General features: G+C 44.1%; 22 protein-coding genes. 12 read left to right on the top strand and 10 right to left on the bottom strand.

The window, feature by feature from the left end:
• Window positions 1-10: 10 nt before the first annotated feature.
• Genes HMPREF0980_RS06685 through rpmH form a run of 4 tightly spaced genes read right to left on the bottom strand, consistent with a single transcriptional unit; the run spans window position 11 to window position 1,885 of the window.
• A complete protein-coding gene (locus HMPREF0980_RS06685) occupies window positions 11-1,081 on the bottom strand; it encodes a YidC/Oxa1 family membrane protein insertase (protein WP_084002684.1) in 1,071 nt (356 codons plus the stop codon).
• Window positions 1,082-1,120: 39 nt separating this feature from the next.
• Window positions 1,121-1,333, bottom strand: coding sequence for a membrane protein insertion efficiency factor YidD (gene yidD / locus HMPREF0980_RS06680; RefSeq protein ID WP_049728394.1), 213 nt, complete (start codon window positions 1,331-1,333; stop codon window positions 1,121-1,123).
• Window positions 1,334-1,347: 14 nt separating this feature from the next.
• Window positions 1,348-1,701 (bottom strand): ribonuclease P protein component, encoded by a 354-nt coding sequence (rnpA, locus tag HMPREF0980_RS06675; protein WP_049728393.1) that lies wholly within the window; start codon window positions 1,699-1,701, stop codon window positions 1,348-1,350.
• A 49-nt stretch (window positions 1,702-1,750) separates the two neighbouring features.
• Window positions 1,751-1,885 (bottom strand): 50S ribosomal protein L34, encoded by a 135-nt coding sequence (rpmH, locus tag HMPREF0980_RS06670; RefSeq protein ID WP_049728392.1) that lies wholly within the window; start codon window positions 1,883-1,885, stop codon window positions 1,751-1,753.
• Window positions 1,886-2,277: 392 nt separating this feature from the next.
• On the opposite strand from rpmH, the gene dnaA reads away from it, so the two are divergent.
• The 6 genes from dnaA to gyrA all read left to right on the top strand — a co-directional run bounded on the left by dnaA (window position 2,278) and on the right by gyrA (window position 10,786).
• Window positions 2,278-3,666 (top strand): chromosomal replication initiator protein DnaA, encoded by a 1,389-nt coding sequence (gene dnaA, locus HMPREF0980_RS06665; RefSeq protein WP_049728391.1) that lies wholly within the window; start codon window positions 2,278-2,280, stop codon window positions 3,664-3,666.
• 247 nt (window positions 3,667-3,913) lie between these two features.
• On the top strand, window positions 3,914-5,020 hold the full coding sequence (dnaN, locus tag HMPREF0980_RS06660; protein WP_049728390.1) for a DNA polymerase III subunit beta: 1,107 nt from the start codon (window positions 3,914-3,916) through the stop codon (window positions 5,018-5,020).
• A 36-nt stretch (window positions 5,021-5,056) separates the two neighbouring features.
• On the top strand, window positions 5,057-5,266 hold the full coding sequence (locus tag HMPREF0980_RS06655; protein WP_049728389.1) for an RNA-binding S4 domain-containing protein: 210 nt from the start codon (window positions 5,057-5,059) through the stop codon (window positions 5,264-5,266).
• A complete protein-coding gene (gene recF, locus HMPREF0980_RS06650) occupies window positions 5,256-6,341 on the top strand; it encodes a DNA replication/repair protein RecF (protein WP_049728388.1) in 1,086 nt (361 codons plus the stop codon). Before HMPREF0980_RS06655 ends, recF begins: the two co-directional genes overlap by 11 nt.
• A gap of 10 nt (window positions 6,342-6,351) precedes the next feature.
• The gene (gene gyrB / locus HMPREF0980_RS06645) at window positions 6,352-8,286 is read left to right on the top strand and encodes a DNA topoisomerase (ATP-hydrolyzing) subunit B (protein ID WP_049728387.1); all 1,935 of its coding nucleotides are present in this window, start codon (window positions 6,352-6,354) and stop codon (window positions 8,284-8,286) included.
• A 10-nt stretch (window positions 8,287-8,296) separates the two neighbouring features.
• Window positions 8,297-10,786, top strand: a complete 2,490-nt coding sequence (gyrA, locus tag HMPREF0980_RS06640; RefSeq protein ID WP_049728386.1) for a DNA gyrase subunit A — start codon at window positions 8,297-8,299, stop codon at window positions 10,784-10,786.
• A gap of 52 nt (window positions 10,787-10,838) precedes the next feature.
• On the opposite strand, the gene HMPREF0980_RS06635 is transcribed toward gyrA, so the two are convergent.
• The 5 genes from HMPREF0980_RS06635 to HMPREF0980_RS06615 all read right to left on the bottom strand — a co-directional run bounded on the left by HMPREF0980_RS06635 (window position 10,839) and on the right by HMPREF0980_RS06615 (window position 14,582).
• Window positions 10,839-11,576 (bottom strand): hypothetical protein, encoded by a 738-nt coding sequence (locus HMPREF0980_RS06635; protein WP_049728385.1) that lies wholly within the window; start codon window positions 11,574-11,576, stop codon window positions 10,839-10,841.
• A gap of 13 nt (window positions 11,577-11,589) precedes the next feature.
• The gene (locus tag HMPREF0980_RS06630; protein ID WP_049728384.1) at window positions 11,590-12,438 is read right to left on the bottom strand and encodes an ATP-binding cassette domain-containing protein; all 849 of its coding nucleotides are present in this window, start codon (window positions 12,436-12,438) and stop codon (window positions 11,590-11,592) included.
• Window positions 12,435-12,803 (bottom strand): GntR family transcriptional regulator, encoded by a 369-nt coding sequence (locus tag HMPREF0980_RS06625; RefSeq protein WP_049728383.1) that lies wholly within the window; start codon window positions 12,801-12,803, stop codon window positions 12,435-12,437. The genes HMPREF0980_RS06630 and HMPREF0980_RS06625 overlap by 4 nt, the downstream gene beginning before the upstream one ends.
• Before the next feature lie 130 nt (window positions 12,804-12,933).
• A complete protein-coding gene (locus HMPREF0980_RS06620; protein ID WP_242847352.1) occupies window positions 12,934-14,085 on the bottom strand; it encodes a GGDEF domain-containing protein in 1,152 nt (383 codons plus the stop codon).
• Between the two features lie 56 nt (window positions 14,086-14,141).
• Window positions 14,142-14,582, bottom strand: a complete 441-nt coding sequence (locus HMPREF0980_RS06615) for a C-GCAxxG-C-C family protein (protein ID WP_049728381.1) — start codon at window positions 14,580-14,582, stop codon at window positions 14,142-14,144.
• A 223-nt stretch (window positions 14,583-14,805) separates the two neighbouring features.
• On the opposite strand from HMPREF0980_RS06615, the gene HMPREF0980_RS06610 reads away from it, so the two are divergent.
• Genes HMPREF0980_RS06610 through HMPREF0980_RS06600 form a run of 3 tightly spaced genes read left to right on the top strand, consistent with a single transcriptional unit; the run spans window position 14,806 to window position 16,963 of the window.
• Window positions 14,806-15,648 (top strand): fumarate hydratase, encoded by an 843-nt coding sequence (locus tag HMPREF0980_RS06610; protein ID WP_049728380.1) that lies wholly within the window; start codon window positions 14,806-14,808, stop codon window positions 15,646-15,648.
• Window positions 15,649-15,683: 35 nt separating this feature from the next.
• Window positions 15,684-16,232, top strand: coding sequence for a Fe-S-containing hydro-lyase (locus HMPREF0980_RS06605; RefSeq protein ID WP_049729143.1), 549 nt, complete (start codon window positions 15,684-15,686; stop codon window positions 16,230-16,232).
• Window positions 16,232-16,963: a lysophospholipid acyltransferase family protein gene (locus HMPREF0980_RS06600; RefSeq protein ID WP_049728379.1), complete on the top strand. Its 732-nt coding sequence runs from the start codon at window positions 16,232-16,234 to the stop codon at window positions 16,961-16,963. Before HMPREF0980_RS06605 ends, HMPREF0980_RS06600 begins: the two co-directional genes overlap by 1 nt.
• On the opposite strand, the gene HMPREF0980_RS06595 is transcribed toward HMPREF0980_RS06600, so the two are convergent.
• Window positions 16,941-18,023, bottom strand: a complete 1,083-nt coding sequence (locus HMPREF0980_RS06595; RefSeq protein ID WP_049728378.1) for an aldose epimerase family protein — start codon at window positions 18,021-18,023, stop codon at window positions 16,941-16,943. The two genes, HMPREF0980_RS06600 and HMPREF0980_RS06595, sit on opposite strands and share 23 nt — an antisense overlap.
• Window positions 18,024-18,345: 322 nt before the next feature.
• Between HMPREF0980_RS06595 and HMPREF0980_RS06590 the strand changes: the two genes are divergently transcribed.
• The 3 genes from HMPREF0980_RS06590 (at window position 18,346) to HMPREF0980_RS06580 (ending at window position 22,406) form a co-directional block, all read left to right on the top strand.
• Entirely contained in the window at window positions 18,346-19,407 is a 1,062-nt protein-coding gene (locus tag HMPREF0980_RS06590) for a LacI family DNA-binding transcriptional regulator (protein ID WP_049728377.1), read from the top strand.
• A gap of 82 nt (window positions 19,408-19,489) precedes the next feature.
• Window positions 19,490-20,893, top strand: coding sequence for a M24 family metallopeptidase (locus tag HMPREF0980_RS06585; protein WP_049728376.1), 1,404 nt, complete (start codon window positions 19,490-19,492; stop codon window positions 20,891-20,893).
• A 31-nt stretch (window positions 20,894-20,924) separates the two neighbouring features.
• A complete protein-coding gene (locus HMPREF0980_RS06580; RefSeq protein ID WP_049729142.1) occupies window positions 20,925-22,406 on the top strand; it encodes a sugar ABC transporter ATP-binding protein in 1,482 nt (493 codons plus the stop codon).
• Window positions 22,407-22,408 lie beyond the last annotated feature (2 nt).

Raw genomic sequence — 22,408 nt, 5'->3', positions numbered from 1 at the left:
CCCATGCCCCCTAATCATTCTTGTTAAACTTTTTAACCATGTTAGCCTTTGACGCCAGACTTCCTTCCTTAGCGTTTCCAGCATTGTTACGTGCCTTTGCTACTTTCTCTTCTCTTTCCTTTTCTGTCAGACCTGAAGTACCGCGGTTTGCAGAATCTTTTAGAGTTCTGGTATTTGTCTGTGCCATCGTATTTATTTTCTCAGCTTTCTCGCCCCTCTTCTGGCGCTTCTCAGCTGCCTTTTCTTTATTCTTTTCAATAATATCTTCTACAGACACTTTACCCAAATGCTTATTGATAAGTACCTGCTGAACACAACGTACTACCGCACTTATAATCCAGTAGAGGCCAATACCTGAAGATAATGTAAATACCATGAATACTGAGAATATCGGCATCGTCATATTCATCGTCTTCATCGTTCCGGCCATCGGATTATCCTTGTCCATCTGCTGGCCTGATATAGACTGTGAAAGCTTGATACTTAAAAACTGTGTCAGTCCTGACAGAACAGGGAGCAGTATGGCTGTTATAATAATGATAATTGGTGCTATGCCGAAAGAGCCACTTTCTTTGATCATCTGAACAGGTGACAGTGTAAGATCCGGTATCGTAATAAACTTATTTACATCCACTGCCGCATTTTTGATAGCGGGCACATAGTTCTTCATATCATAGATAACTGGATACAGAGCAAAAAGCAATGGCATCTGTATTAATAAAGGAAGGCATCCTCCGGTCATAGATGTTCCATACTTATCGTATACCTGCTGAACCTCTTCTTGCTGCTTCATCATAGAAGCCTGGTCCTTTTTATTCTTATACTTCTTTTGAACTGCCTGAATCTCAGGGTTCATAACAGAAGACATCTTTGCTGTTTTCTGCTGCTTGATAGTAAGCGGAAGCATAATCGTATATACGATTATTGTATAAAATATAATAGATAAGCCCACCAGGCCGTTGTCCGATGGCAATATGTTATCTAACACTGTGTAGATAAAGTTCATTACTTTACCTAGTAACCACGCAATCTGTCCTACAATAGGCCAGTTAGCAGTGGTTAATAAAGCAGCTGCTGTCATACTTCTTTCCTCCATTGTAATAACAATTAATGTAAATTATCAGGGTACGGGGTCATATCCGCCTTTTGCAAATGGATTACAACGCAGTATTCTCCAGATGGCCAGACGACTTCCTTTCCATGCTCCATATTTTTCAATTGCCTCAACCGCATATTCGGAGCATGTGGGAAAATAGATACATGTGGAATATCTCTTAAGTCCTGAAAGATATTTCCTATAGAATCTGATACATCCCAGCAGAATTCTTTTCATGATACGTCACCCCGCTAATGGGAATTGCTTCCCACATCTATAATTTCATGAAGATGTCCAAGATGGAGCAATGCGCTGACGATTTCTTTGTAGTTCTTTTCTTTAGCGCCTATTCTTGCTATCACAATAATATCTAATCCGCATCTGAACTTATCTTCTTGTAGTCGATAACTTTCCCTGATCAACCTTGTCAATCTGTGTCGCACTACACTATTTCCTACTTTTTTACTTACTGATATACCTAATCTGTTTTTCTTCGTATGATTATCCATCACATACATAACAAGATACTTGTTCGCATAAGAAATTCCATTATTATAGACAGTCTGAAAATCCTTGTTTTTCTTTAAATATTCGGAATATTTCATACAGTGGATCTCCTAATTTTTAGAGAAGAAAAGGCCACATATATGCGGCCTACGCTGATAATCTCTTTCTTCCTTTTGCTCTTCTGCTTGCAAGTACTTTTCTTCCACCTGCTGTGCTCATTCTTGATCTGAAACCATGAACTTTAGATCTCTGTCTCTTTTTTGGCTGGAATGTCATTTTCATTGATATCCACCTCCTTATATTTTACAAGGGATATACTCCCACATATTTCTAAAGACATCAGTTAAGATTATATTAAAAAAAAGCCTGTACGTCAAGCAAAAGCTAGGATTTTGTCATTTTTTTCTTTGGGGACGGAGGTTTTTTCAATTTCCTCCGTCCCCAATTTTTTTCCATATTATCCACATTTTGTGGATAACCTGTGGATTTTAGGTGGATAGACTGTGGATATTCAAGTTTTTTTCTTTTTTTGTACCGTATATGTGGTATTTTCTGCTTATGATAAAGTTATCCACATGAATAATCGTTGCTTAAATAGTGATTTTGATGTAAAATGTAAAGAGCGGGTTTATGCTTAAAACCCTTTTAAATGGAAAGATTAGGAGTTTATCGGAATGAACATTGTGAAGGAAAAGTGGCAGGAGATTATAGAGCATCTGAGAATAGAGCATGAGTTGTCCAACGTATCTTTCTCTACATGGATCCAGCCTTTAAAGGTATATGACGTTATAGACAGCACCGTATTCATACTTGTCAATATGAATGCGAGTGTGGAATATATTGAAAAGAAGTATCTGCTCCCTCTCAAGGTCTGTATCGCAGAGATTACGGGAACAGAATATGAGGTTATATTCTTATCTGAAGATGATGAAAGAATTGATGAGATTCAGAATATGGCCATCGAAGCGAGCCAGAAGAAAAAGACGAAGTCTGCTGCTGAGAAGGCCGGACTTAATCCAAAGTACACGTTTGATACGTTTGTGGTTGGCGGCAACAACAATTTTGCCCATGCAGCTTCCCTGGCGGTCGCGGAATCACCTGGGGAAGTTTATAATCCACTGTTCCTTTACGGTGGTGTAGGACTGGGAAAGACCCATCTCATGCATTCAATCGCACATTTTATATTAGAAAAGAGTCCGAAGAAAAAGGTATTGTATGTTACGAGTGAAACTTTTACGAATGAACTGATTGATGCGCTGAAGAATGGAAAGACAGCCGGCAATGAATCCGCCATGTCAAAATTCCGTGACAAGTACAGAAATAATGATGTTCTCCTGATAGACGACATACAATTTATAATAGGAAAAGAAAGTACACAGGAAGAATTTTTTCACACCTTCAACCATCTCCATACATCCGGTAAACAGATTATCATCTCTAGTGATAAGCCTCCGAAGGATATCGAGACATTGGAGGCACGGCTCCGCACCCGGTTCGAGTGGGGGCTGATTGCCGATATCTCAGCTCCGAATTATGAGACGAGGATGGCAATCCTCCAGAAGAAGATTGAATTAGACAAGCTGGAAAAATACAATATACCTCAGGACGTCATCGAATATATTGCCACTAATATAAAGACAAACATCCGGGAGCTGGAAGGTTCCCTGAATAAGCTGATAGCACTGTACAAGCTGAATAACAACGCTACAGAAATAGATATCACGCTTGCTTCAGAAGCACTGAAAGATATCATTTCATCCAAAAATAACAGAGAAGTGACGCCCGAACTTATACTTGATATCGTTTCCGAACACTTCGGCGTATCTATTGTTGATTTGAAAAGCAATAAACGAAATGCGGATATATCTAATCCAAGGCAGATTGCGATGTATCTTATCCGATCTATGACGGACACCCCGTTGAAATCAATCGGCATCTTCCTTGGAGGAAAAGACCATTCTACGGTAAAGCATGGAGTTGACAAGATAACAAAAGAAGTGATGACTGATGAAACGTTATCCAATACGGTAAGTATCATTAAGAAGAAAATTAATCCGGCTTAATGTTAATAAAATTGTGGACAATCTATGGATATCTTCGGTAACAGAAATAAAATAGTGAATTTAGAAAAAGTTATCCAAACATCATCCACACGTAACCCCGCCGCATTCCACACAGTTATTAGATGCCAGAACAATGGCAGCCAGAGGGCTCAGGACGGTTTTCCTCTTTTCCACAGCCCCTAATAAGAAGAATACGGAAATCTTTTATATATTTATATATTAGCGCCGCACGAAAGGAGTTATACACATGAAGATTATATGCAGCAAATCAAACCTTGTAAAAGGAGTCAGCATCGTCTCCAAAGCTGTTCCTTCAAAGACGACAATGCCAATACTGGAGTGTATCCTTATTGATGCTACTACTGACATTATCAAACTGACAGCAAATGATATGGAGCTTGGTATACAGACAGAGATAGAGGGAGAGATTGCAGAACGTGGAATGATAGCTATCGATGCAAGAATCTTTTCAGAAATCGTAAGAAAACTACCAGACAATGATATCGTAATCGAAACAGATGCAAATCTTCAGACAGTAATTACTTGTGAAAAAGCAAAGTTCGATTTGTCAGGAAAGCCAGGAGAGGAATTTTCATACCTGCCCATCATAGAGAAAGAAGAGTCGATAGAAATATCTCAGTTTACTTTGAAAGAAGTAATCAGGCAGACTATCTTTTCCATTGCCGATACGGAAAGCAACAAATTAATGACAGGTGAGCTGTTCGAAATAAAAGATAATATTTTAAGAGTCGTATCCCTTGATGGACACAGAATATCAATCCGCAGGATAGAATTGAAGAATGAAGTGGCAGACAAGAAGCTCGTAGTTCCCGGAAAAACACTTACGGAAGTAAGCAAGATACTGTCCGGGGAGGCTGAAAGCATGGTTAATATCTCATATACGAATAACCATATCGTATTCGAGTTTGACCAGACAATTGTCGTCTCAAGGCTCATAGAAGGGGAATATTTCAAAATCGACCAGATGCTTTCCAGCGATTACGAGACAAAAGTAAGAATGAACAAAAGAGAGCTGCTAAATTGTATCGACAGGGCAACTCTTCTCGTAAAAGAAGGAGACAAGAAGCCAATCATCATCAATATAGGCGATGAGCTTATGGAGCTTAAAATCAAATCACAGATTGGCTCCATGAATGAGGAAATATTGATTGAAAAAGAAGGGAAGGATCTTCTCATCGGATTTAATCCCAAGTTCCTCATAGATGCGCTTCGTGTCATCGACGATGAAGAAGTGACACTTTATCTGATGAATGCAAAGGCTCCGTGCTTCATAAAAGATGACGGGGAGAACTATATCTATCTGATACTTCCGGTAAACTTTAATGCAGCATAAATAAACATGCAGAACAATGCAAGTAAGGAAATTAATATGCAGATTATAAAATTGAGAGAAGAATTCATCAAGCTCGGCCAGGCGCTCAAGGCTGCCGGCCTGGTGGGTTCCGGCGTTGAAGCCAAAGAAGCGATTCAGGGCGGTTTTGTCCGGGTCAATGGAGAGACAGATACCCGACGTGGAAGAAAACTCCATGTCGGCGATGTGGTATCTTTTAATGGGGAAGAAATAAAAATTGAAGATTAAATCTTTAAAGTTAAAGAATTTTAGAAATTATGATCTTTTAAAATTAGAGTTTGATGATGCTACCAACATATTTTATGGGGACAATGCACAGGGAAAAACTAATATTCTGGAGTCTATATATCTGTCAGGGACGACCAAATCCCACAGAGGAACAAAAGACAGGGATTTGGTTCAATTTGGGGAAGAAGAGTCCCATATAGAGACAGTTGTGGAAAAAAACGGCATCACGTATCAGATTGACATGCATCTGAAGAAAAACAGCCCTAAGGGAATCGCTATCAATAAGATTCCTATACGTAAAGCAAGCGAACTGTTTGGAATCATCAATATCGTATTTTTTTCTCCCGAGGATCTGAACATCATAAAAAACGGGCCATCAGAGAGAAGAAGATTTATAGATCTTGAATTATCACAGCTTGATAAGGTATATCTTAATAATTTATCTAATTATAATCGAATTGTAAATCAGAGAAATCATTTATTAAAAGATATCACCCAACAGAGAAAATTAATGGAAACGTTGGATGTATGGGAGATCCAGCTTATCCAGTATGGTAATAAGATTATAGAGAGAAGAAAGCAGTTTGTGAAAGAAATAAACAAAATAATTTCTAATATACATAAAAAATTGACAGGACAAAGAGAAGATATTACTTTGATTTACGAGCCAAGCATAGGGAACCTTACGCTTGAACAGGCTCTGGCCAAAAACAGAGAACGAGACATGAAGATTAAAAGCACTTCGGTAGGCCCCCACCGGGATGACATATGCTTTATGGCAGGGAACCTTGATATCCGGAGATTCGGTTCCCAGGGACAGCAGAGGACTGCCGCGCTGTCGCTCAAGCTATCAGAGATAGAGCTGGTCAGGCAGTCGATACATGATACGCCAGTCCTTTTACTTGACGATGTATTGTCTGAACTTGACAAACACAGGCAAAACTATTTATTAGATAGTATTCATGATATACAGACGTTAATCACGTGTACCGGTGTGGATGAGTTTGTGAATCATCGATTTTCTATAAACAAAGTATTTCATGTCCAGGATGGACAAGTAGCAAAAGAGAACTAGGAGGATTAGAATGAGTACAGAAAAGGTGCAGCACGAATATGGCGCGGACGAAATTCAGATATTAGAAGGTCTGGAAGCTGTCAGAAAACGGCCCGGTATGTATATCGGCAGTACATCAGCCCGCGGGCTCCATCATCTCGTCTATGAGATTGTGGACAACGCAGTTGACGAAGCCCTGGCAGGATTCTGCGATACCATATACGTAACGATAAATCAAGATAATTCTGTAACGGTTGTGGATAACGGCCGGGGTATTCCTGTGGGAATCAACAGCAAGGCAGGACTGCCTGCTGTTGAAGTCGTATTCACTATCCTGCACGCGGGCGGAAAATTCGGAGGAGGAGGATACAAAGTGTCCGGCGGTCTCCACGGTGTAGGTGCTTCAGTTGTAAATGCTCTGTCAGACTGGCTGGAAGTTGAAATCTACAGCGAAGGAAAAGTATATATGCAGCGCTATGAGCGCGGAAAAGTTGCAAAGAAGCTGGCTGTAATAGGTGAGTGTGAACCCGAAAAGACAGGCACGAAAGTTACATTTTTTCCGGATGATACTATTTTCGAGGAGACTGTATTTGACTATGATATGCTCAAGCAGCGGTTCAGAGAGATGGCTTTCCTCACGAAAGGTCTCAGGATAGTCCTGCGCGACGACAGGCCGGAAGATGAGCCGGTGGAAAAAGTATTCCACTATGAGGGCGGTATCAAGCAGTTTGTTGAATATCTGAATCGGAGCAGGACGCCGCTCTATGAAAATATCATCTACTGTGAAGGACTTGTAAATAATGTGGCTGTTGAAGTGGCTATGCAGCACAACGACTCTTACAGTGACAATACGTATGGTTTTGTCAACAACATAACTACTCCCGAAGGTGGTACCCATATTGTCGGTTTTCGTAATGCACTGACTAAGACGTTCAATGACTATGCCAGAAAAAATAAGCTATTGAAAGACAGTGAGCCGAATCTGTCAGGTGAGGACATAAGGGAAGGACTCACAGCAATTATCAGCGTAAAGATAGAAGATCCCCAGTTTGAGGGACAGACGAAGCAGAAGCTTGGCAACAGCGAGGCAAGAGGAGCTGTGGACAGCGTCGTAAGCAGCCAGCTGGAAGTATTCCTAGAACAGAATCCGTCCGTGGCAAAGATGACGGTTGAAAAATCCGTTATGGCGCAGCGGGCAAGAGAAGCAGCAAGAAAAGCGAGGGATCTGACAAGAAGAAAATCTGCTCTCGACAGCATGTCTCTGCCGGGAAAGCTTGCAGACTGTTCAGACAAAGATCCCAAAAACTGTGAAATCTACATCGTAGAGGGTGATTCCGCGGGCGGATCTGCAAAGACTGCGCGTGACAGAGGCACACAGGCCATACTTCCCCTGCGAGGTAAGATACTGAATGTAGAGAAGGCAAGACTGGATAAGATATATGCCAATGCTGAAATTAAAGCCATGATTACAGCATTCGGTACGGGAATACATGATGACTTTGATATATCAAAACTACGTTACCATAAAATTATCATCATGACGGATGCCGATGTAGACGGCGCTCATATCAGTACCTTATTGTTGACATTCCTGTATCGTTTTATGCCCGATTTGATTAAAGAGGGATATGTATATCTTGCACAGCCGCCGCTTTATAAGCTGGAGAAGAATAAGAAGGTATGGTATGCCTACAGTGATGAGGAACTGGACGGAATACTGAAAGAAGTAGGCCGTGACGGAAGCAACAAGATACAGCGTTATAAAGGACTTGGTGAAATGGATGCAGAGCAGCTCTGGGAGACGACAATGGATCCTGAGCACCGCATATTGCTCCGTGTGACGATGGATGACGAGACTACTTCTGAACTTGACCTTACATTTACCACTCTTATGGGCGATAAAGTAGAACCGAGACGTGAGTTTATAGAAGAAAATGCAAAATATGTACAGAATCTGGATGTGTAGGAGGTAAACGATGGAAGATAATATATTTGATAAAGTCCATGAAGTGGATTTGAAAAAAACGATGGAGACCTCCTATATCGACTATGCCATGAGCGTAATCGCTTCACGTGCACTGCCTGATGTAAGAGACGGTATGAAACCAGTACAGAGAAGAATTCTCTATTCCATGATTGAGCTGAACAATGGTCCGGACAAGCCGCACAGGAAATGTGCCCGTATCGTCGGTGATACGATGGGTAAATATCATCCCCACGGCGACAGTTCCATCTATGGAGCGCTTGTCAATATGGCACAGGAATGGTCTACAAGATATCCGCTCGTGGACGGACACGGCAACTTTGGATCTGTAGACGGCGACGGCGCCGCGGCCATGCGTTATACGGAGGCAAGGCTGAGCAAGATATCGATGGAACTTACGGCAGATATCAATAAAGATACGGTAGACTTCGTGCCAAACTTCGACGAGACGGAGAAGGAGCCGGCCGTACTGCCAGCAAGATTCCCGAATCTGCTCGTAAATGGTACATCCGGCATCGCTGTCGGAATGGCAACGAATATACCCCCTCATAACCTGGCCGAAGTGATCAATGCGGTTGTCAAAATCATTGATGACGAGATAGAAGAGAATGAGGCGACGACGATAGAAGATATACTTAAAGTCATTAAAGGCCCTGACTTCCCAACAGGAGGCATGATTCTCGGTACCAGAGGAATAGAGGAAGCGTACCGCACCGGCCGTGGCAAAGTTCGCGTCCGCGCGGTAACAGACATAGAGACGATGCCGAATGGAAAGAGCCGTATCATCGTGACAGAACTGCCTTACATGGTCAATAAAGCCCGGCTTATCGAAAAGATAGCGGAACTGGTGCGTGATAAGAAAATTGACGGAATTACAGATTTGAGCGACCAGTCAAACAGGGAAGGTATGCGCGTATGTATTGAACTGAGGCGGGACGCCAATGCAAATGTAATATTAAATCAGCTGTATAAACATACACAGCTTCAGGATACGTTCGGCGTCATAATGCTTGCTCTTGTCAATAACGAGCCAAGAGTCATGAACCTTCTGGATATGCTGAACTATTATCTGGAACATCAGGAAGAAGTCGTGACGCGGCGGACAAAATATGAGCTTAACAAAGCAGAAGAACGTGCTCATATATTAGAAGGACTGTTGATAGCTCTGGATAATATCGACGAGGTTATCAGAATTATCAGGGGCTCAGATAATGTCCAGGCCGCCAAAGCGGAATTGATGGAACGCTTCGGCTTATCCGATGTTCAGTCACAGGCTATCGTGGACATGCGTCTGCGTGCCCTTACAGGATTGGAGAGGGAGAAGCTTGAAAATGAATACAAAGAACTCATGGAAAAAATTGGCGAATTGAAAGCGATTCTGGCAGACAGAAAACTGCTTCTTGGCGTCATAAGAGAAGAAATTATCGTCATCCGGGACAAATATGGTGATGAAAGAAGGACGTCCATCGGATTTGATGAGTTCGACATCTCTATGGAGGATCTGATACCGAGACAGGACGTAGTTATTACTATGACAAAGCTTGGATATATCAAGCGTATGTCGAATGACACGTTCAAGGCGCAGCACAGGGGAGGCAAAGGTATCAAAGGAATGCAGACGCTGGAGGAGGACTATGTAGAAGAACTCTTTATGACGAATACGCACCATTATATCATGTTCTTTACAAATACCGGCCGCGTATACCGTCTGAAGGCATATGAGATTCCGGAAGCCAGCAGGACATCGAGAGGTACGGCAATCATCAATCTATTGCAGCTCATGCCGGAAGAAAAGATAACTGCAGTGATTCCGATTGAAGAATATAAAGAGGGCGAATATCTGTTCATGTGTACGAAGAAGGGCCTTGTAAAGAAGACTCCGATAACAGATTATGCAAATGTACGGAAAACAGGACTTGCCGCGATTACGCTCAGGGAAGAAGATGAACTCATAGAGGTCAAGTATACGAACAATGAGCGGGACATTATCCTTGTGACAAAATATGGACAGTGCATCCGCTTTAACGAAAGAGATGTACGTTCCACAGGAAGGACATCCATGGGAGTACGTGGAATGAACCTGGCCGATCGCGATGAAGTTATCGGAATGCAGCTGGATTCCCAGGGAACACACTTGCTTATCGTATCTGAAAAAGGCATGGGAAAACGAACGGGGATGGAAGAATTTACAAGCCAGAACCGCGGAGGAAAAGGTGTAAAATGCTATAAGATTACCGAAAAGACAGGAAATGTCGTCGGTGTAAAAGCAGTAGACTTGGATGACGAGATTATGATTATCAATACGGGCGGTATCATCATCCGTATGAAATGTGATAATATATCTTCCCTCGGCCGGGTGACGTCAGGAGTACGGCTTATCAACCTGCCTGACGGAGACACGGTCGCCAGTATCGCAAAAGTCCGTAAGGGGGACGATGAAGATACGGAAGAAGAACAGGAAGAAAACACAGAAGAGCAGTAAGTAGTAAAAGGTGGAACCAACAGTTCAGGTTCCACCTTTTTCGTACATTATGTTATTTTACTTCTGCCCGTCTTACGACAGCGAAGCTTGCCGCAGATAATAGTATAAAAGTAATGATAAAGAACAGGAAAGTAAGAATCAGATTATTGGAGTTAATCCCCATAACGGTTAAAAGCATATCTACAAATGTATTCCATGCTGATGGGAATAACCCGCAGATTAATGGCAGTATGACAAATAACGTTACCGGCAGGCAGATTGCAAACGGTGTCTTGAAATGCTTGGGAAGCCGGTAGAAGATGCCTGCCACAAGATAGCCGAGCAGAAAAAGGCATCCGGTCATGAGGGTAGTCAGCAGCATGTTCATCAAGAATCCCGCTGTCCCGTCCAGCTTCTCATGGAGGGAAGGGAAAATCATCTGGATGGAAGTATTAACTTTTATATTTTTATATGATAGTGCCGCAACCTGAATCAACTTAGTCATAAGCCCCTCTGCAACGGCAAAAACGACGCTGAATATACCTATCGTACAAAGGCTGCTTTTAAAATATATTTTCCTGCTGAAACCATTCTGCATCAGCATGAGGAAGTGTTCGCTGAATATGCAGATGCCGGTTATCAGGCATACAAACGCGCCACTCATTCCTATAGATACAGATCCACTGCCAATATTAATCTTTACAATACTTAGACCGATGAAGCCTGCTGCAAAAATGAATAATAAGATGGCAAAATAACAGATAAATACTAGTTTTAATTCAGATAACTGATATTTTAATGCTTTTTTCATTCCAATCCCCTCCTTATACGCCTGTCAGCTGAATAAATAATTTCTGCAGATCCATAGACGATATCTCCAGTCCGTCAGGGAGTACATCATCCGGCTTACCAAGAAGATATACGGTTTTCAGGCCCCCAATCGTATCTTCCCCTATCGTTTCCCTGCCTGATATATATGCATTGACCATCATAGCCGGACCGGATACACAATAGCCGTCGTTCAGAATATCATCTCTTGATTCATTTTTGATAATCTGTCCGTTTTTTATAATGATGACATGTTCCACAATATTAGTCACCTCTTCAATCAGATGGGTAGAAATTACCACGGTAAATGGGTTTTGGGCATACTTCTCGATAAGAAGTCTGTAAAAAAGCTCTCTGTGGTATGCATCAAGGCCAAGAACGGGCTCATCTAAAAATACATATGGAACATTAACGGAAAGAGCCATGATATTCTTAAATATAGACTGATAACCTGTAGACAAGTTTTTTATTTTCTTTTTTTTAGGAAGTTCAAATACTTTGCACAGCTTATCTGCATATTCCATATCGAAATCAGGATAGAATTCTTTGCCCCAGAAGAAGGCTTCTTTTACTTTCATACCTTCCGGGTACAGGTTATTTTCATTTACCAGAAAAAAGCGGGATAGCACTTGCTCATTCTCTTTTACAGGCTCGTTGTCCAGCGTTACGGTTCCCTCATTCTGGAATATCCGGTTATTGATGATATTCAGAAGCGTAGATTTGCCTGCCCCGTTTCTCCCTAAAAGCCCGTAGATCTTACCCTCTTCCAGTTGAAGATTTACATCAGTCAAAGCTTTTGTATCCTTAAAGGTTTTGGAAATTCCATTTATTTCTATTCCTTTCATTGTACAAATCCCCTTTCAATCATTGCAATAATGTCATCGCTTGTGATACCGAGCCTTTTAGCCTCCTCTATCAGCTTACAGATATAGCTGTCATAAAAATGACTCTGTCTCTTATCCTTTAATTTCTGTACGGCTCCTTTTGATACAAACATTCCTACACCCCGCTTTTTAAATAAGATTTGTTCATCTACAAGTAGATTGATTCCTTTCAGTGCTGTCGCTGGATTAATTTTATAAGTAACGGAAAATTCCGTGATGGAAGGAATCTGTTCTTCTTCGTGAAAAGCACCGGTCAGTATGCCATCTTCTATAGTCTCTGCAATCTGTATGAAGATTGGCTTTTCCTGGTCTAGTTCCTGCTTCATAATGTCCCTCCTATCTTATTTGGTTAATTACTCGACTAATTAACTATATATGTATTAAAACACAGATTTACATTTATGTCAACATTATTTATCTCATTAAAAAACTGCCCCTGTAAAGAGGCAGTTTTTATTATGCTTCAGTATCATGAAATTCTCTTTTCTGTCTGTACATGGCTGCGTCTGCCCGTTTGAACAGGTCCTTCAGATTTTTGTCTTTTTCAGGATGGAACAGTTCATAACCGATGGAAAGCGACAGGGGGATATCCCGTGCAAGTTCTGCTGAAAATTCTACCAGCCTGCAGTTGACATTTTCTATAAAGTCTTTTATCTCCCCTGCATCCGTATCCCAGAAGAGGATGACAAATTCATCCCCACCAAGCCGGTAGGCTGTACTGTTGTTTGTAACCGCAGACCTTATAGCCCTGGCTGCCGTCAGTATAAATATATCGCCGGTGCTGTGGCCTAACCGGTCATTGACGAGCTTCAGGCTGTTAAGATCGGCAATGACAATGCCAATCCCCTCTTTTTTTGTCCTGGCATCCATATTATTCAAGTCCGTTTCAAAAGAATTACGGTTCTTGAGTTCCGTCAGGTGATCTGTATTAGCCATATCCTGATAGGCCGGATTGGACACTCTCCGAAAGACGAGGACCGCTGCGGCAGTCCCGGCGATGCAAGTAATGAAGATAATAAATGGCAGGAAAAGCTTCATCTTGCGAAACGTGTCATACTGGTGGGATGCTTCAAATTCTATGCCGAGCACGCCCACGACCTCATGATTGTCGTGTATGGGGAAGTACGTAATGAAGATATCGCCCCAATCTGTCTTCTTTATCTCATCTGGCAGTATGATTTCCCCATTCAGGGCACGCTCCATATCACCATATATTTCATGTTCTATCATATCTCCTGGATAACGGAAGTCCTTCGCTTTGTAATCCAGACCGTCAATCACATAGACAAAATTTCCGTTGCTGTCTTTTTTTGCAGTATAAAGATAGCGTACATCGGATGACATCTTGACGTCTTCCAGCACTTTCTTCATGGAAATATAAGAGAGCTTGTCCATGTCTTCCCTCGTATTGATATCAAGAAAGGTACTTTTATCCAGACTGTCTTCCAGATAGTCGTGGATAGCGGTTACTCTGTCCTCCAGATTCAGTATCATGTCCTTGTATGTAAGGGAATAGCCTATGTAAAATACTACCGAAGTACAGAATATCGTTGTAATAATAATCAGGACTGATACCTGGACATCTACCCGTCTTATTTTTTTTCTCAAGTTTTTCCCTGTTCCCACTCCTTCGTTCCTTTCTTTGACGGTTTTGCTGAGGGAGATTATAATTCTCTGATTATAATCTCAGCAACCTTCTTTACCGTGTCGGCCACGAACTGCGTACACTGTGCCTTCCTCTCAGGAGAATTCCGTTCCATCCCCCGTGTCAGGACACGGCAGCATGTACCGCCGCAGGCTGACTTGAAATAGTCGTGAAGTTCATTTGTAAGCTCAAAGCAACGGTTGATCTTCTCATCCCCCGGCGTGGTCCGCCCGAAAAAATAACCGATACACATCGTACCCCCGGCAAGGGCACCGCAGATACATCCCCCTCCCCCAAGTCCCCAGGGAAAACCGGAGCTCATCGCTATAGCGTCGTCAGACATATCCAGCTCAAAGTGCTTTTTGATCGCATAGATGATAGATTCCGAACAGGCGAACCCGGAATGAAAGATATCCACAGCATCCTTCTGCAGCAGCTCCATGTTGATATCAGTAGTCATGTTAAAAACCTCCCATTTCATATATATAGAATTTTCTGAATCTCTTGGTCATATTATAGCCTTACTTGTGGAAAAGTTCAATCAGGGACAGGGTAAATTTGAGTTGGGGACGGGGGAAATCTAAATTTCCCCCGTCCCCAACCTTGCTTTTTTGACATGTGACGTTAAAACCTTTATACTATAACGAGTAAAAACTATCCAAATTTTATCCGGGAGGGAAAGTATGCGTACAATTGATGTAGGTATTATTACTGATAATATCAATGAAATGTGTATAGAAGCGAACCATTTTCTGTCAAAAGATATGGATATGGCGATGAAGGACGCGGCCAGGGATGAGGAAGCTTTGCTGGGAAGGCAGATCCTGGAGCAGCTGCAGGAGAATCTTAAGATTGCGGCTGATGACATGATTCCCATCTGCCAGGATACGGGCATGGCGGTCGTCTTTATCGAAGCGGGCCAGGATGTCCATTTTACGGGCGGAAGCCTGGAAGAGGCGGTGAATGAAGGGGTGCGAAGGGGATATACAGAAGGCTTCCTCCGCAAGTCTGTCGTAAGTGACCCTATTATAAGAGAGAATACAAAGGACAATACCCCGGCAGTTATCCACTACAATATCGTGCCTGGAGACAAGGTCACCGTCAAGGTTGCCCCGAAAGGCTTTGGAAGTGAGAATATGAGCCGCGTATTCATGCTGAAGCCGGCGGATGGATTAGACGGGGTGAAAAATGCCGTCCTGACGGCTGTCAGAGACGCGGGACCAAATGCCTGCCCTCCGATGGTAGTAGGAGTCGGCATAGGAGGGACCTTCGAGAAATGTGCACTTCTGTCCAAAGAGGCACTTACGAGGGAGGTCGGCTCACACTCAGAGATTCCATGGGTATCCGAACTGGAAGAAGAACTGCTTCAAAGGATCAATTGCCTTGGCATCGGCCCCGGGGGACTTGGGGGTACGACGACAGCACTTGCAGTCAATGTGAATACTTACCCGACCCACATCGCAGGCCTTCCCGTTGCGGTCAATATATGCTGCCATGTGAACAGACATGTAATCAGGGAAATATAAGTTTATTCAAAGTACGTGAAAGGAATTATATTATGATGAAAAAGCATATTGCAGCGCCCATAACAAGGGATGTTGCCCGCACACTGCGGGCGGGGGAATATATCTATCTGACCGGGACAATATATACAGCAAGGGACGCTGCACACAAAAGGATGGAAGCAGCATTATCCGGAAATGAAGAGCTTCCTGTTGATTTAAGAGGCCAGGTCATATACTATATGGGACCGTCTCCGGCGAGAGAAGGCCGTCCCATCGGTTCTGCCGGGCCTACGACTGCAAGCCGTATGGACAGATATACCCCGAGACTTCTTGATATGGGGCTCGGAGCCATGATTGGAAAGGGGAAACGGAGCAGGGAGGTACTGGATGCTATCGTAAGAAACGAAAGTGTTTACCTTGCTGCGGTAGGCGGTGCCGGAGCACTGCTTTCTAAATGTATCAAAGAGTCTGAAGTCGTAGCATATGACGATCTGGGAACGGAAGCCATACGGAAGCTGACCGTGGTGAACTTTCCGGTTATCGTTGTGGCAGACTGCGCGGGCAATGATCTGTACGAAACTGCTATTAAGGAGTATGAAAGATAATGAAGAGAATATTGCTAATGGTATGCAGGAATATTGTCCTCGTACCGTTTATGTGGGTCAAATTATGTTATTATGCCTCTCATGTGGACAAGTATTCGGAAGAAAAACGGTTTGAAATGCTGAAATTCATAACGACCCGGGCGAACAAAGGCGGGAATGTTACGATTGAAGTACATGGGAGAGAAAACATACCAGAAAAAGATGGATTTATGTTTTTTCCCAACCATCAGGGATTATATGACGTACTGGCAATCATACAGGCCTGTCCGCGTCCGTTTTCCGTCGTGGCGAAAAAAGAAGTTGCCAATATACAGTTTTTAAAGCAGGTATTCGCATGTATGAAGGCATATATGATTGACCGAGACAATGTACGTCAGGCGATGCAGGTTATCATTGATGTTGCGGATGAAGTGAAGAACGGGAGGAACTACCTTATATTTGCGGAAGGAACCCGCTCCAGAAATGGAAACGAAGTGCAGCCGTTCAAAGGGGGCAGCTTTAAGGCAGCCACGAAAGCAAGGTGTCCGATTGTCCCGGTGGCCCTGGTCAATTCGTTCGTGCCTTTCGACTCAAGTACGACGAAGCCGGTCACCGTTCAGGTCCATTTTTTAAAGCCGCTGTACTATGACGATTATAAAGATCAGAAAACGACAGAGATAGCCGGACAGGTAAGGGACGCTATCCGGCAGACGATACAGGAACAGGATTCTAGACGGGGCTCTCTTCTGTAAAGTACGGTGAAGAAAACCTATAGACAGTCGTATGGTCATACAGTTCACCTGCTTTTAGGAAAGGCTGTGTCCATTCCGGGTGGTTCACGCTGTCGGGAGCGTACTGGGTCTCGGTGAAAAAGGCGCCATGCTTCTTATAGGAAACGCCATATTTTCCAGTTTCACTGCCGGTAAGAGAGTTGGCGGTGTAGACATGGACACAGGGCATAGTAGTAAAGCATTCTAACGTCCGCCCGCTCTTCGGATGAGTGAGGACAAGACATGGACGCAGGGAGGGACCGCCGTCCAGGAACCAGTTATGGTCATACCCGCCGAAAGCCTCTGTATAGGCTGAGGGCATGGCAATCTGCTCTCCTATCAGCTGTTCCGTCCGCAGATCCAGGTTCGTATTCCTAGTGGAAAGCGCTTCACCCACAGGAATACCGTCACAGCCAGCAGGCGCAAAGGTGCTGCCATATATTTTCAGCCGGTGGTCCAGGCAGGTAGAGGAACGGCACGTATCCAGATTCAAAGCCATATGGTTGGAGAGGTTGCATACCGTATCCTTGTCACAGGCTGCGAGGAAATGAATGGAAAGCTCGTTCCTTTTATTTAAGGCAAAATGGACTGAGACCGACAGATTACCGGAGAACCCTTCTTCACCGTCCGGGCTCAGACGTTGGAGCCGCACATATTCCTGTCCGTAGTTATCCACACATACAGAAGGATTCCACATGAAACGGTGGAATCCTTTTTTTCCACCGTGAAGATGATGCGGGCCGTCATTCCGGGTGACCTGGATCTCTTTACCATCTGATACGAATCTTCCGTCCTTAATCCGGTTGGCATATCTGCCTACAATCCCGCAAGGAGCAAAAGCAGTACGCTCATAATCATCCAGATTGTCAAATCCAAGGGCGACATCGCCATAAGTCCCGTTCAGATCCGGTACCATGATTGATGTAATATATCCTCCATACGGGCACACACTAACGGACATGTTCCCGTTATCAAGCGTATAGACCGGTACCCTTCTTTTCTTATCTCTACTTTCTAAAAATCCATTCATTAGGATGCTCATCCAATTACCTCCTGGCATTATGAGATACAGTTACAGAACTCTCTGTCTGAGCCCCATATTATAGAGCGGCCCGGAACATGTCAACCGGACGGAATAAAATGGAAGGTCCGTTTACGATAAACTGTGATATGTAATAAAAATGAAAAAGTAAATTATGTGCTTTCGTCAATAGCAAATGAACATGTCCAACATTAGAATTAGAGTTGTAAATGAACCGGTTCATACTTACAACAGGTACAGCCAATAATTACCAATATCATTTTGAATATCCGTATAGGATAATCAAATTGTACTGGTTCAAGTTCAACAGCAGGAGTGACGTATGAGTAAAAATAATCCAACACTGCGGGATGTGGCAAAATTAGCCGGCGTGGCAGTCGGTACCATCTCTAATTATCTGAATAATCCTGAAGGGGTGAAGCCGAAGAACAGGGAACGGATCGAGGATGCCATCAAGGTCCTGCACTTTACTCCCAATACGATGGCGCAGCGCCTGGCAAGCGGAAGGACGAATACTATCCTGCTGTACATACTGTCGGAGCGTGAAATCGGAGATTCCACATGGCTGCATCAGCTTCCTCTCATACAGGCCATCAATGACCGCCTGCATATGACAAGATATAATCTGCAGATTAAAATCGGTCAGATAGGGGAGGAGGATTACACACTGGGATATATGAAAGACTGTATACAGGGACGTATCATAGACGGCGCGGCAATCTTGTCAGCATGGGAAGTGCCGAATGATCTGCTGAAGCTCTTCCTCAAAGAAGATTTCCCATATGTCCTGCTGGAAAACAGGAGCGATTTTACGAACCATGCATGTATATTGTTTGACAATGAAGAAATGACAGTCGGCATGGTGGATTATCTGGCGGCCCTCGGACACGAGAAAATAGCGTTTGTGGATGTAAAGAGTGACCAGCAGCACATCCGGCTGAGATACAGGGGATATATCAAGGCTATCACCAAGTACGAGTTCCAGCTAAATAAAGAATATGTAAGGGATGGGGATTTCACAATAGAAAGCGGACGGCGCTGTGCGAAGGAGCTGCTGGCACTGCCGGAGCCTCCTACTGCTGTCATATGCGGCAACGATAATATGGCGGTAGGAATGATAGAGCAGATACAGGGAAGTGGATACCGGGTACCGGAGGATATCTCCGTGATGGGTGTCGATAACAGCATCGTATCAAAAGCGGTCGTACCTAATCTGACGACGATGGAGATGCCGCTTAAGAAGATGGGAGAGCTGGCGATTGAGGAGCTGCTGTCTAAGATAAGCAATCCAGAACACCAGATAGAAAATACCGTATTCAAATGCAGGAGGGTAGAGAGGAAATCGACAGGAAAAGCGAACGATTCCATATTCTTTCACACGTAGAGCCGTTTATATAAGAGCATATACACTGAACAATACGAAGAAATAAAACATTTAATAATTAAGCATGCAGGAGGAGAATGACATGAGCAGAGTAGTAAGGATAGCAAGCCCGGAGGGGATTCTAAATGAAGAGCAGGTAAAGCCTGTACGTCTGGAGGACAGCGTATACGAGAGGAGGAAGGACCTTCTCACGAAAAGAATCCAGGAGAAGAATCTGGACTTCGCGGTGCTCTATGGAGACAGGGAACATTTTGCAAATATAGAATATTTTACACGGTATGACTGCAGGTTCGAAGAGACACTTCTCATCGTCAGGAAGGATGGAAAGGCCTGGATTCTGGTAGGTAATGAAGGGATGGCTTACAGCTACATCGTTCCATACGAGATAGAACGGCTGTACTATGGCAACTTCAGCCTGCAGGGGCAGCCGAGGAACAACAGCACCACCCTGTCGCAGATGATGGAGGCCATCGGCATACGCAAAGGCTGCCAGGTAGGGCTTGCCGGTTACAAATATTATGAGAAAGCAACAGAGGACAAAGAGGCGTACACATTCGATGTCCCATACTATATCGTCCGCTCTCTTCATAAGGCCGCAGGGGAAGACCAGATAACCGACTTTACAAGAGAGCTGACGGGGCTTCCGGACGGGCTGCGTATGACGGTGCGGGATGCCAACGAGATTGCATTTATCGAATACCAGTCTGTGACTGCTGCCAACCGCGTTAGAAGCATGTTGAGGAGTGCAAAAGCCGGCATGACCGAGATGGAAATTTCATGCCAGGCAGGAGCCGACCTCAGGGAGAGCATGACCTATGCAAATATTCTGGCAGGTAAACGTTCGGTAAGCCTTGGACTTAAGAGTCCGGATGATTTCTCGGTGCTTGAGGATGGAAGTCCGATGACCATCTCTTATTCCACAAGAGGCTCCATGTGCGCCAGATCAGGAATGGCGTCAACCGGGTATGATAAGCTCGGAGAAGACGAGAAAAAAGAGTTTGATGAATTTTATGAAAATTATTGGCATGCCATTGCCTCATGGTATGGCACGGTGACAGAAGGAGTGACGGGCGGAGAAATCTTTGAAACGGTGCATCGGTACGTTGGCGCTGAAAAGTTCGGAGTTGGCCTGAATCCCGGGCACTGTATCGGAATGGACGAGTGGAGCAATTCTCCGGTGAGCGAGAAGTCGCAGCTTAAGCTTGGCAGCGGTCTCCACTTCCAGTGTGATATCGTAGCCTGTATGAACCGGCCTGTGATGACGGCTATCTGCGAAGACACGGTCGTAATCGCAGATAAAAAGCTCAGAAACGAGCTAAAGTGCCAATACCCGGAAGTATATGCAAGAATCATGGAACGGCAGCAGTTTATGAGAGAGACACTTGGTATCGCACTTCATGAGGATGTGCTTCCCATGAGCGGACACAACGGAGTGATGTTCCCGTTCCTGCTGGACAGGAAAGAGATGTTTGCGCTGGAAGCATAATGACGTGCCAGAGAGGAAAGGGAGTGAAGGATTGGCAGATAAAATCGCAGTTCAATTAGAGCATATCAGCAAGACATTTCCCGGTGTAAAGGCATTAAATGATGTGAACCTGGAATTGAAAGAGGGAGAAGTACATGCGCTCGTCGGGGAAAATGGTGCCGGAAAATCTACGTTGATAAAAATACTTGCCGGGGTATACCACCCGGATGAAGGCGGGAAGATAAGACTCGGATGGACCAAAGAGACCATCACAGACCCGTATTCCGCTATCCGGCAGGGCATATCCATTATCTATCAGGATATCAGCCTGTACCCGAACCTGTCCATCGCCGAGAATATCTGCATGGGAAAGGATAATAAAAGGTTCATCAGCCACAGCAGGCAGGAAAAGGTGGCAGCCGAGGCCATGAAGCTTCTGGATATTGAGATCGATACGAGGAAGAGGCTGGAAGATGTGAGCATTGGTGTACAGCAGATGGTGGCGATTGCAAGAGCAGTATACTTCGAGTCCAGAGTCATAGTCATGGACGAGCCGACCGCGTCGCTGTCAAGCGGCGAGGTAGATAAGCTCTATCATATTATCGAGATGCTGAGAGAAAAGAATATTTCTATATTATATATCAGCCACAAATTTGAAGAGGTATTCCGCGTATCTGACCGGATCAGCATCCTCCGGGATGGAAATTATATCGGCACTTTCCAGACAAAAGAGATGTCTGAGGACAAGCTGGTCGTCCACATGGTAGGCAGAAAAATCGACGAGATAGAAGAGAAGAAGCCAGTGGAGCGCAGGGTAAAGCTTCTGGAACTAAAAGGGTATTCCAAAGAAGGAAACTATGCAGATGTGGATTTTACACTCTATAAAGGGGAAGTAGTGGGACTGACCGGCCTTGTAGGCGCCGGCAGAAGCGAGCTGTTCCAGAGCGTGTTCGGCATTACGAAGCCTGATACAGGAGAATTGTTCATAGGAGGGGATAAAACGGATATCAGAAATCCCCAGAGCGCCATTAAGAAAGGACTCGCATATCTGCCGGAAAACCGCCTGACCCAGGGCATCATCGTAAAGCAAAGCGTGAGGGCCAATCTGACAGCCACGGTTCTGGATAAGATAACAGGTAAGATGGGCCTTCTGGACAAGAAGAGGGAAGATGAGCTCGTTGATGAATATATGGAGAAGCTGGACATCCGGCCACGGCTGCCGGAGATGAATATCGAAAATCTGTCTGGCGGAAACGCACAGAAAGTAGTCGTAGGAAAATGGCTGTCCACAGATCCGAAGATTTTTATCGTAGATGAACCGACAGCGGGTGTCGATATCGGAGCAAAGACAGAGATTCACAGGCTTCTGAGGAATCTGGCCAAAAGAGGGATGGGAGTCGTTGTCATATCTTCCGAACTTCCTGAGATTCTGAAAGTATCTGACCGGATTGTCGTCATGAAGAAGGGCAGGATAGTCGGCGAAATGAAAGCGGAAGAGGCTACGCAGGAAAAGATTTTGGAGAAAGCGCTCTGATG

The organism is Dorea sp. D27, from assembly GCF_001185345.1.
In the GTDB taxonomy this organism is placed as follows: Bacteria; Bacillota; Clostridia; order Lachnospirales; family Lachnospiraceae; genus Extibacter.
The sequence above is the reverse complement of the archived record's forward strand: the minus strand, read 5'-3'. Positions and strand labels throughout refer to the sequence as shown.

Coding starts and splice junctions, on each gene's coding strand:
- HMPREF0980_RS06685 (WP_084002684.1), bottom strand. CDS start 1,081: ATGACAGCAGCTGCTTTATTAACCACTGCTAACTGGCCTATTGTAGGA.
- yidD (WP_049728394.1), bottom strand. CDS start 1,333: ATGAAAAGAATTCTGCTGGGATGTATCAGATTCTATAGGAAATATCTT.
- rnpA (WP_049728393.1), bottom strand. CDS start 1,701: ATGAAATATTCCGAATATTTAAAGAAAAACAAGGATTTTCAGACTGTC.
- rpmH (WP_049728392.1), bottom strand. CDS start 1,885: ATGAAAATGACATTCCAGCCAAAAAAGAGACAGAGATCTAAAGTTCAT.
- dnaA (WP_049728391.1), top strand. CDS start 2,278: ATGAACATTGTGAAGGAAAAGTGGCAGGAGATTATAGAGCATCTGAGA.
- dnaN (WP_049728390.1), top strand. CDS start 3,914: ATGAAGATTATATGCAGCAAATCAAACCTTGTAAAAGGAGTCAGCATC.
- HMPREF0980_RS06655 (WP_049728389.1), top strand. CDS start 5,057: ATGCAGATTATAAAATTGAGAGAAGAATTCATCAAGCTCGGCCAGGCG.
- gyrB (WP_049728387.1), top strand. CDS start 6,352: ATGAGTACAGAAAAGGTGCAGCACGAATATGGCGCGGACGAAATTCAG.
- gyrA (WP_049728386.1), top strand. CDS start 8,297: ATGGAAGATAATATATTTGATAAAGTCCATGAAGTGGATTTGAAAAAA.
- HMPREF0980_RS06635 (WP_049728385.1), bottom strand. CDS start 11,576: ATGAAAAAAGCATTAAAATATCAGTTATCTGAATTAAAACTAGTATTT.
- HMPREF0980_RS06630 (WP_049728384.1), bottom strand. CDS start 12,438: ATGAAAGGAATAGAAATAAATGGAATTTCCAAAACCTTTAAGGATACA.
- HMPREF0980_RS06625 (WP_049728383.1), bottom strand. CDS start 12,803: ATGAAGCAGGAACTAGACCAGGAAAAGCCAATCTTCATACAGATTGCA.
- HMPREF0980_RS06615 (WP_049728381.1), bottom strand. CDS start 14,582: ATGACTACTGATATCAACATGGAGCTGCTGCAGAAGGATGCTGTGGAT.
- HMPREF0980_RS06610 (WP_049728380.1), top strand. CDS start 14,806: ATGCGTACAATTGATGTAGGTATTATTACTGATAATATCAATGAAATG.
- HMPREF0980_RS06605 (WP_049729143.1), top strand. CDS start 15,684: ATGAAAAAGCATATTGCAGCGCCCATAACAAGGGATGTTGCCCGCACA.
- HMPREF0980_RS06600 (WP_049728379.1), top strand. CDS start 16,232: ATGAAGAGAATATTGCTAATGGTATGCAGGAATATTGTCCTCGTACCG.
- HMPREF0980_RS06595 (WP_049728378.1), bottom strand. CDS start 18,023: ATGAGCATCCTAATGAATGGATTTTTAGAAAGTAGAGATAAGAAAAGA.
- HMPREF0980_RS06590 (WP_049728377.1), top strand. CDS start 18,346: ATGAGTAAAAATAATCCAACACTGCGGGATGTGGCAAAATTAGCCGGC.
- HMPREF0980_RS06585 (WP_049728376.1), top strand. CDS start 19,490: ATGAGCAGAGTAGTAAGGATAGCAAGCCCGGAGGGGATTCTAAATGAA.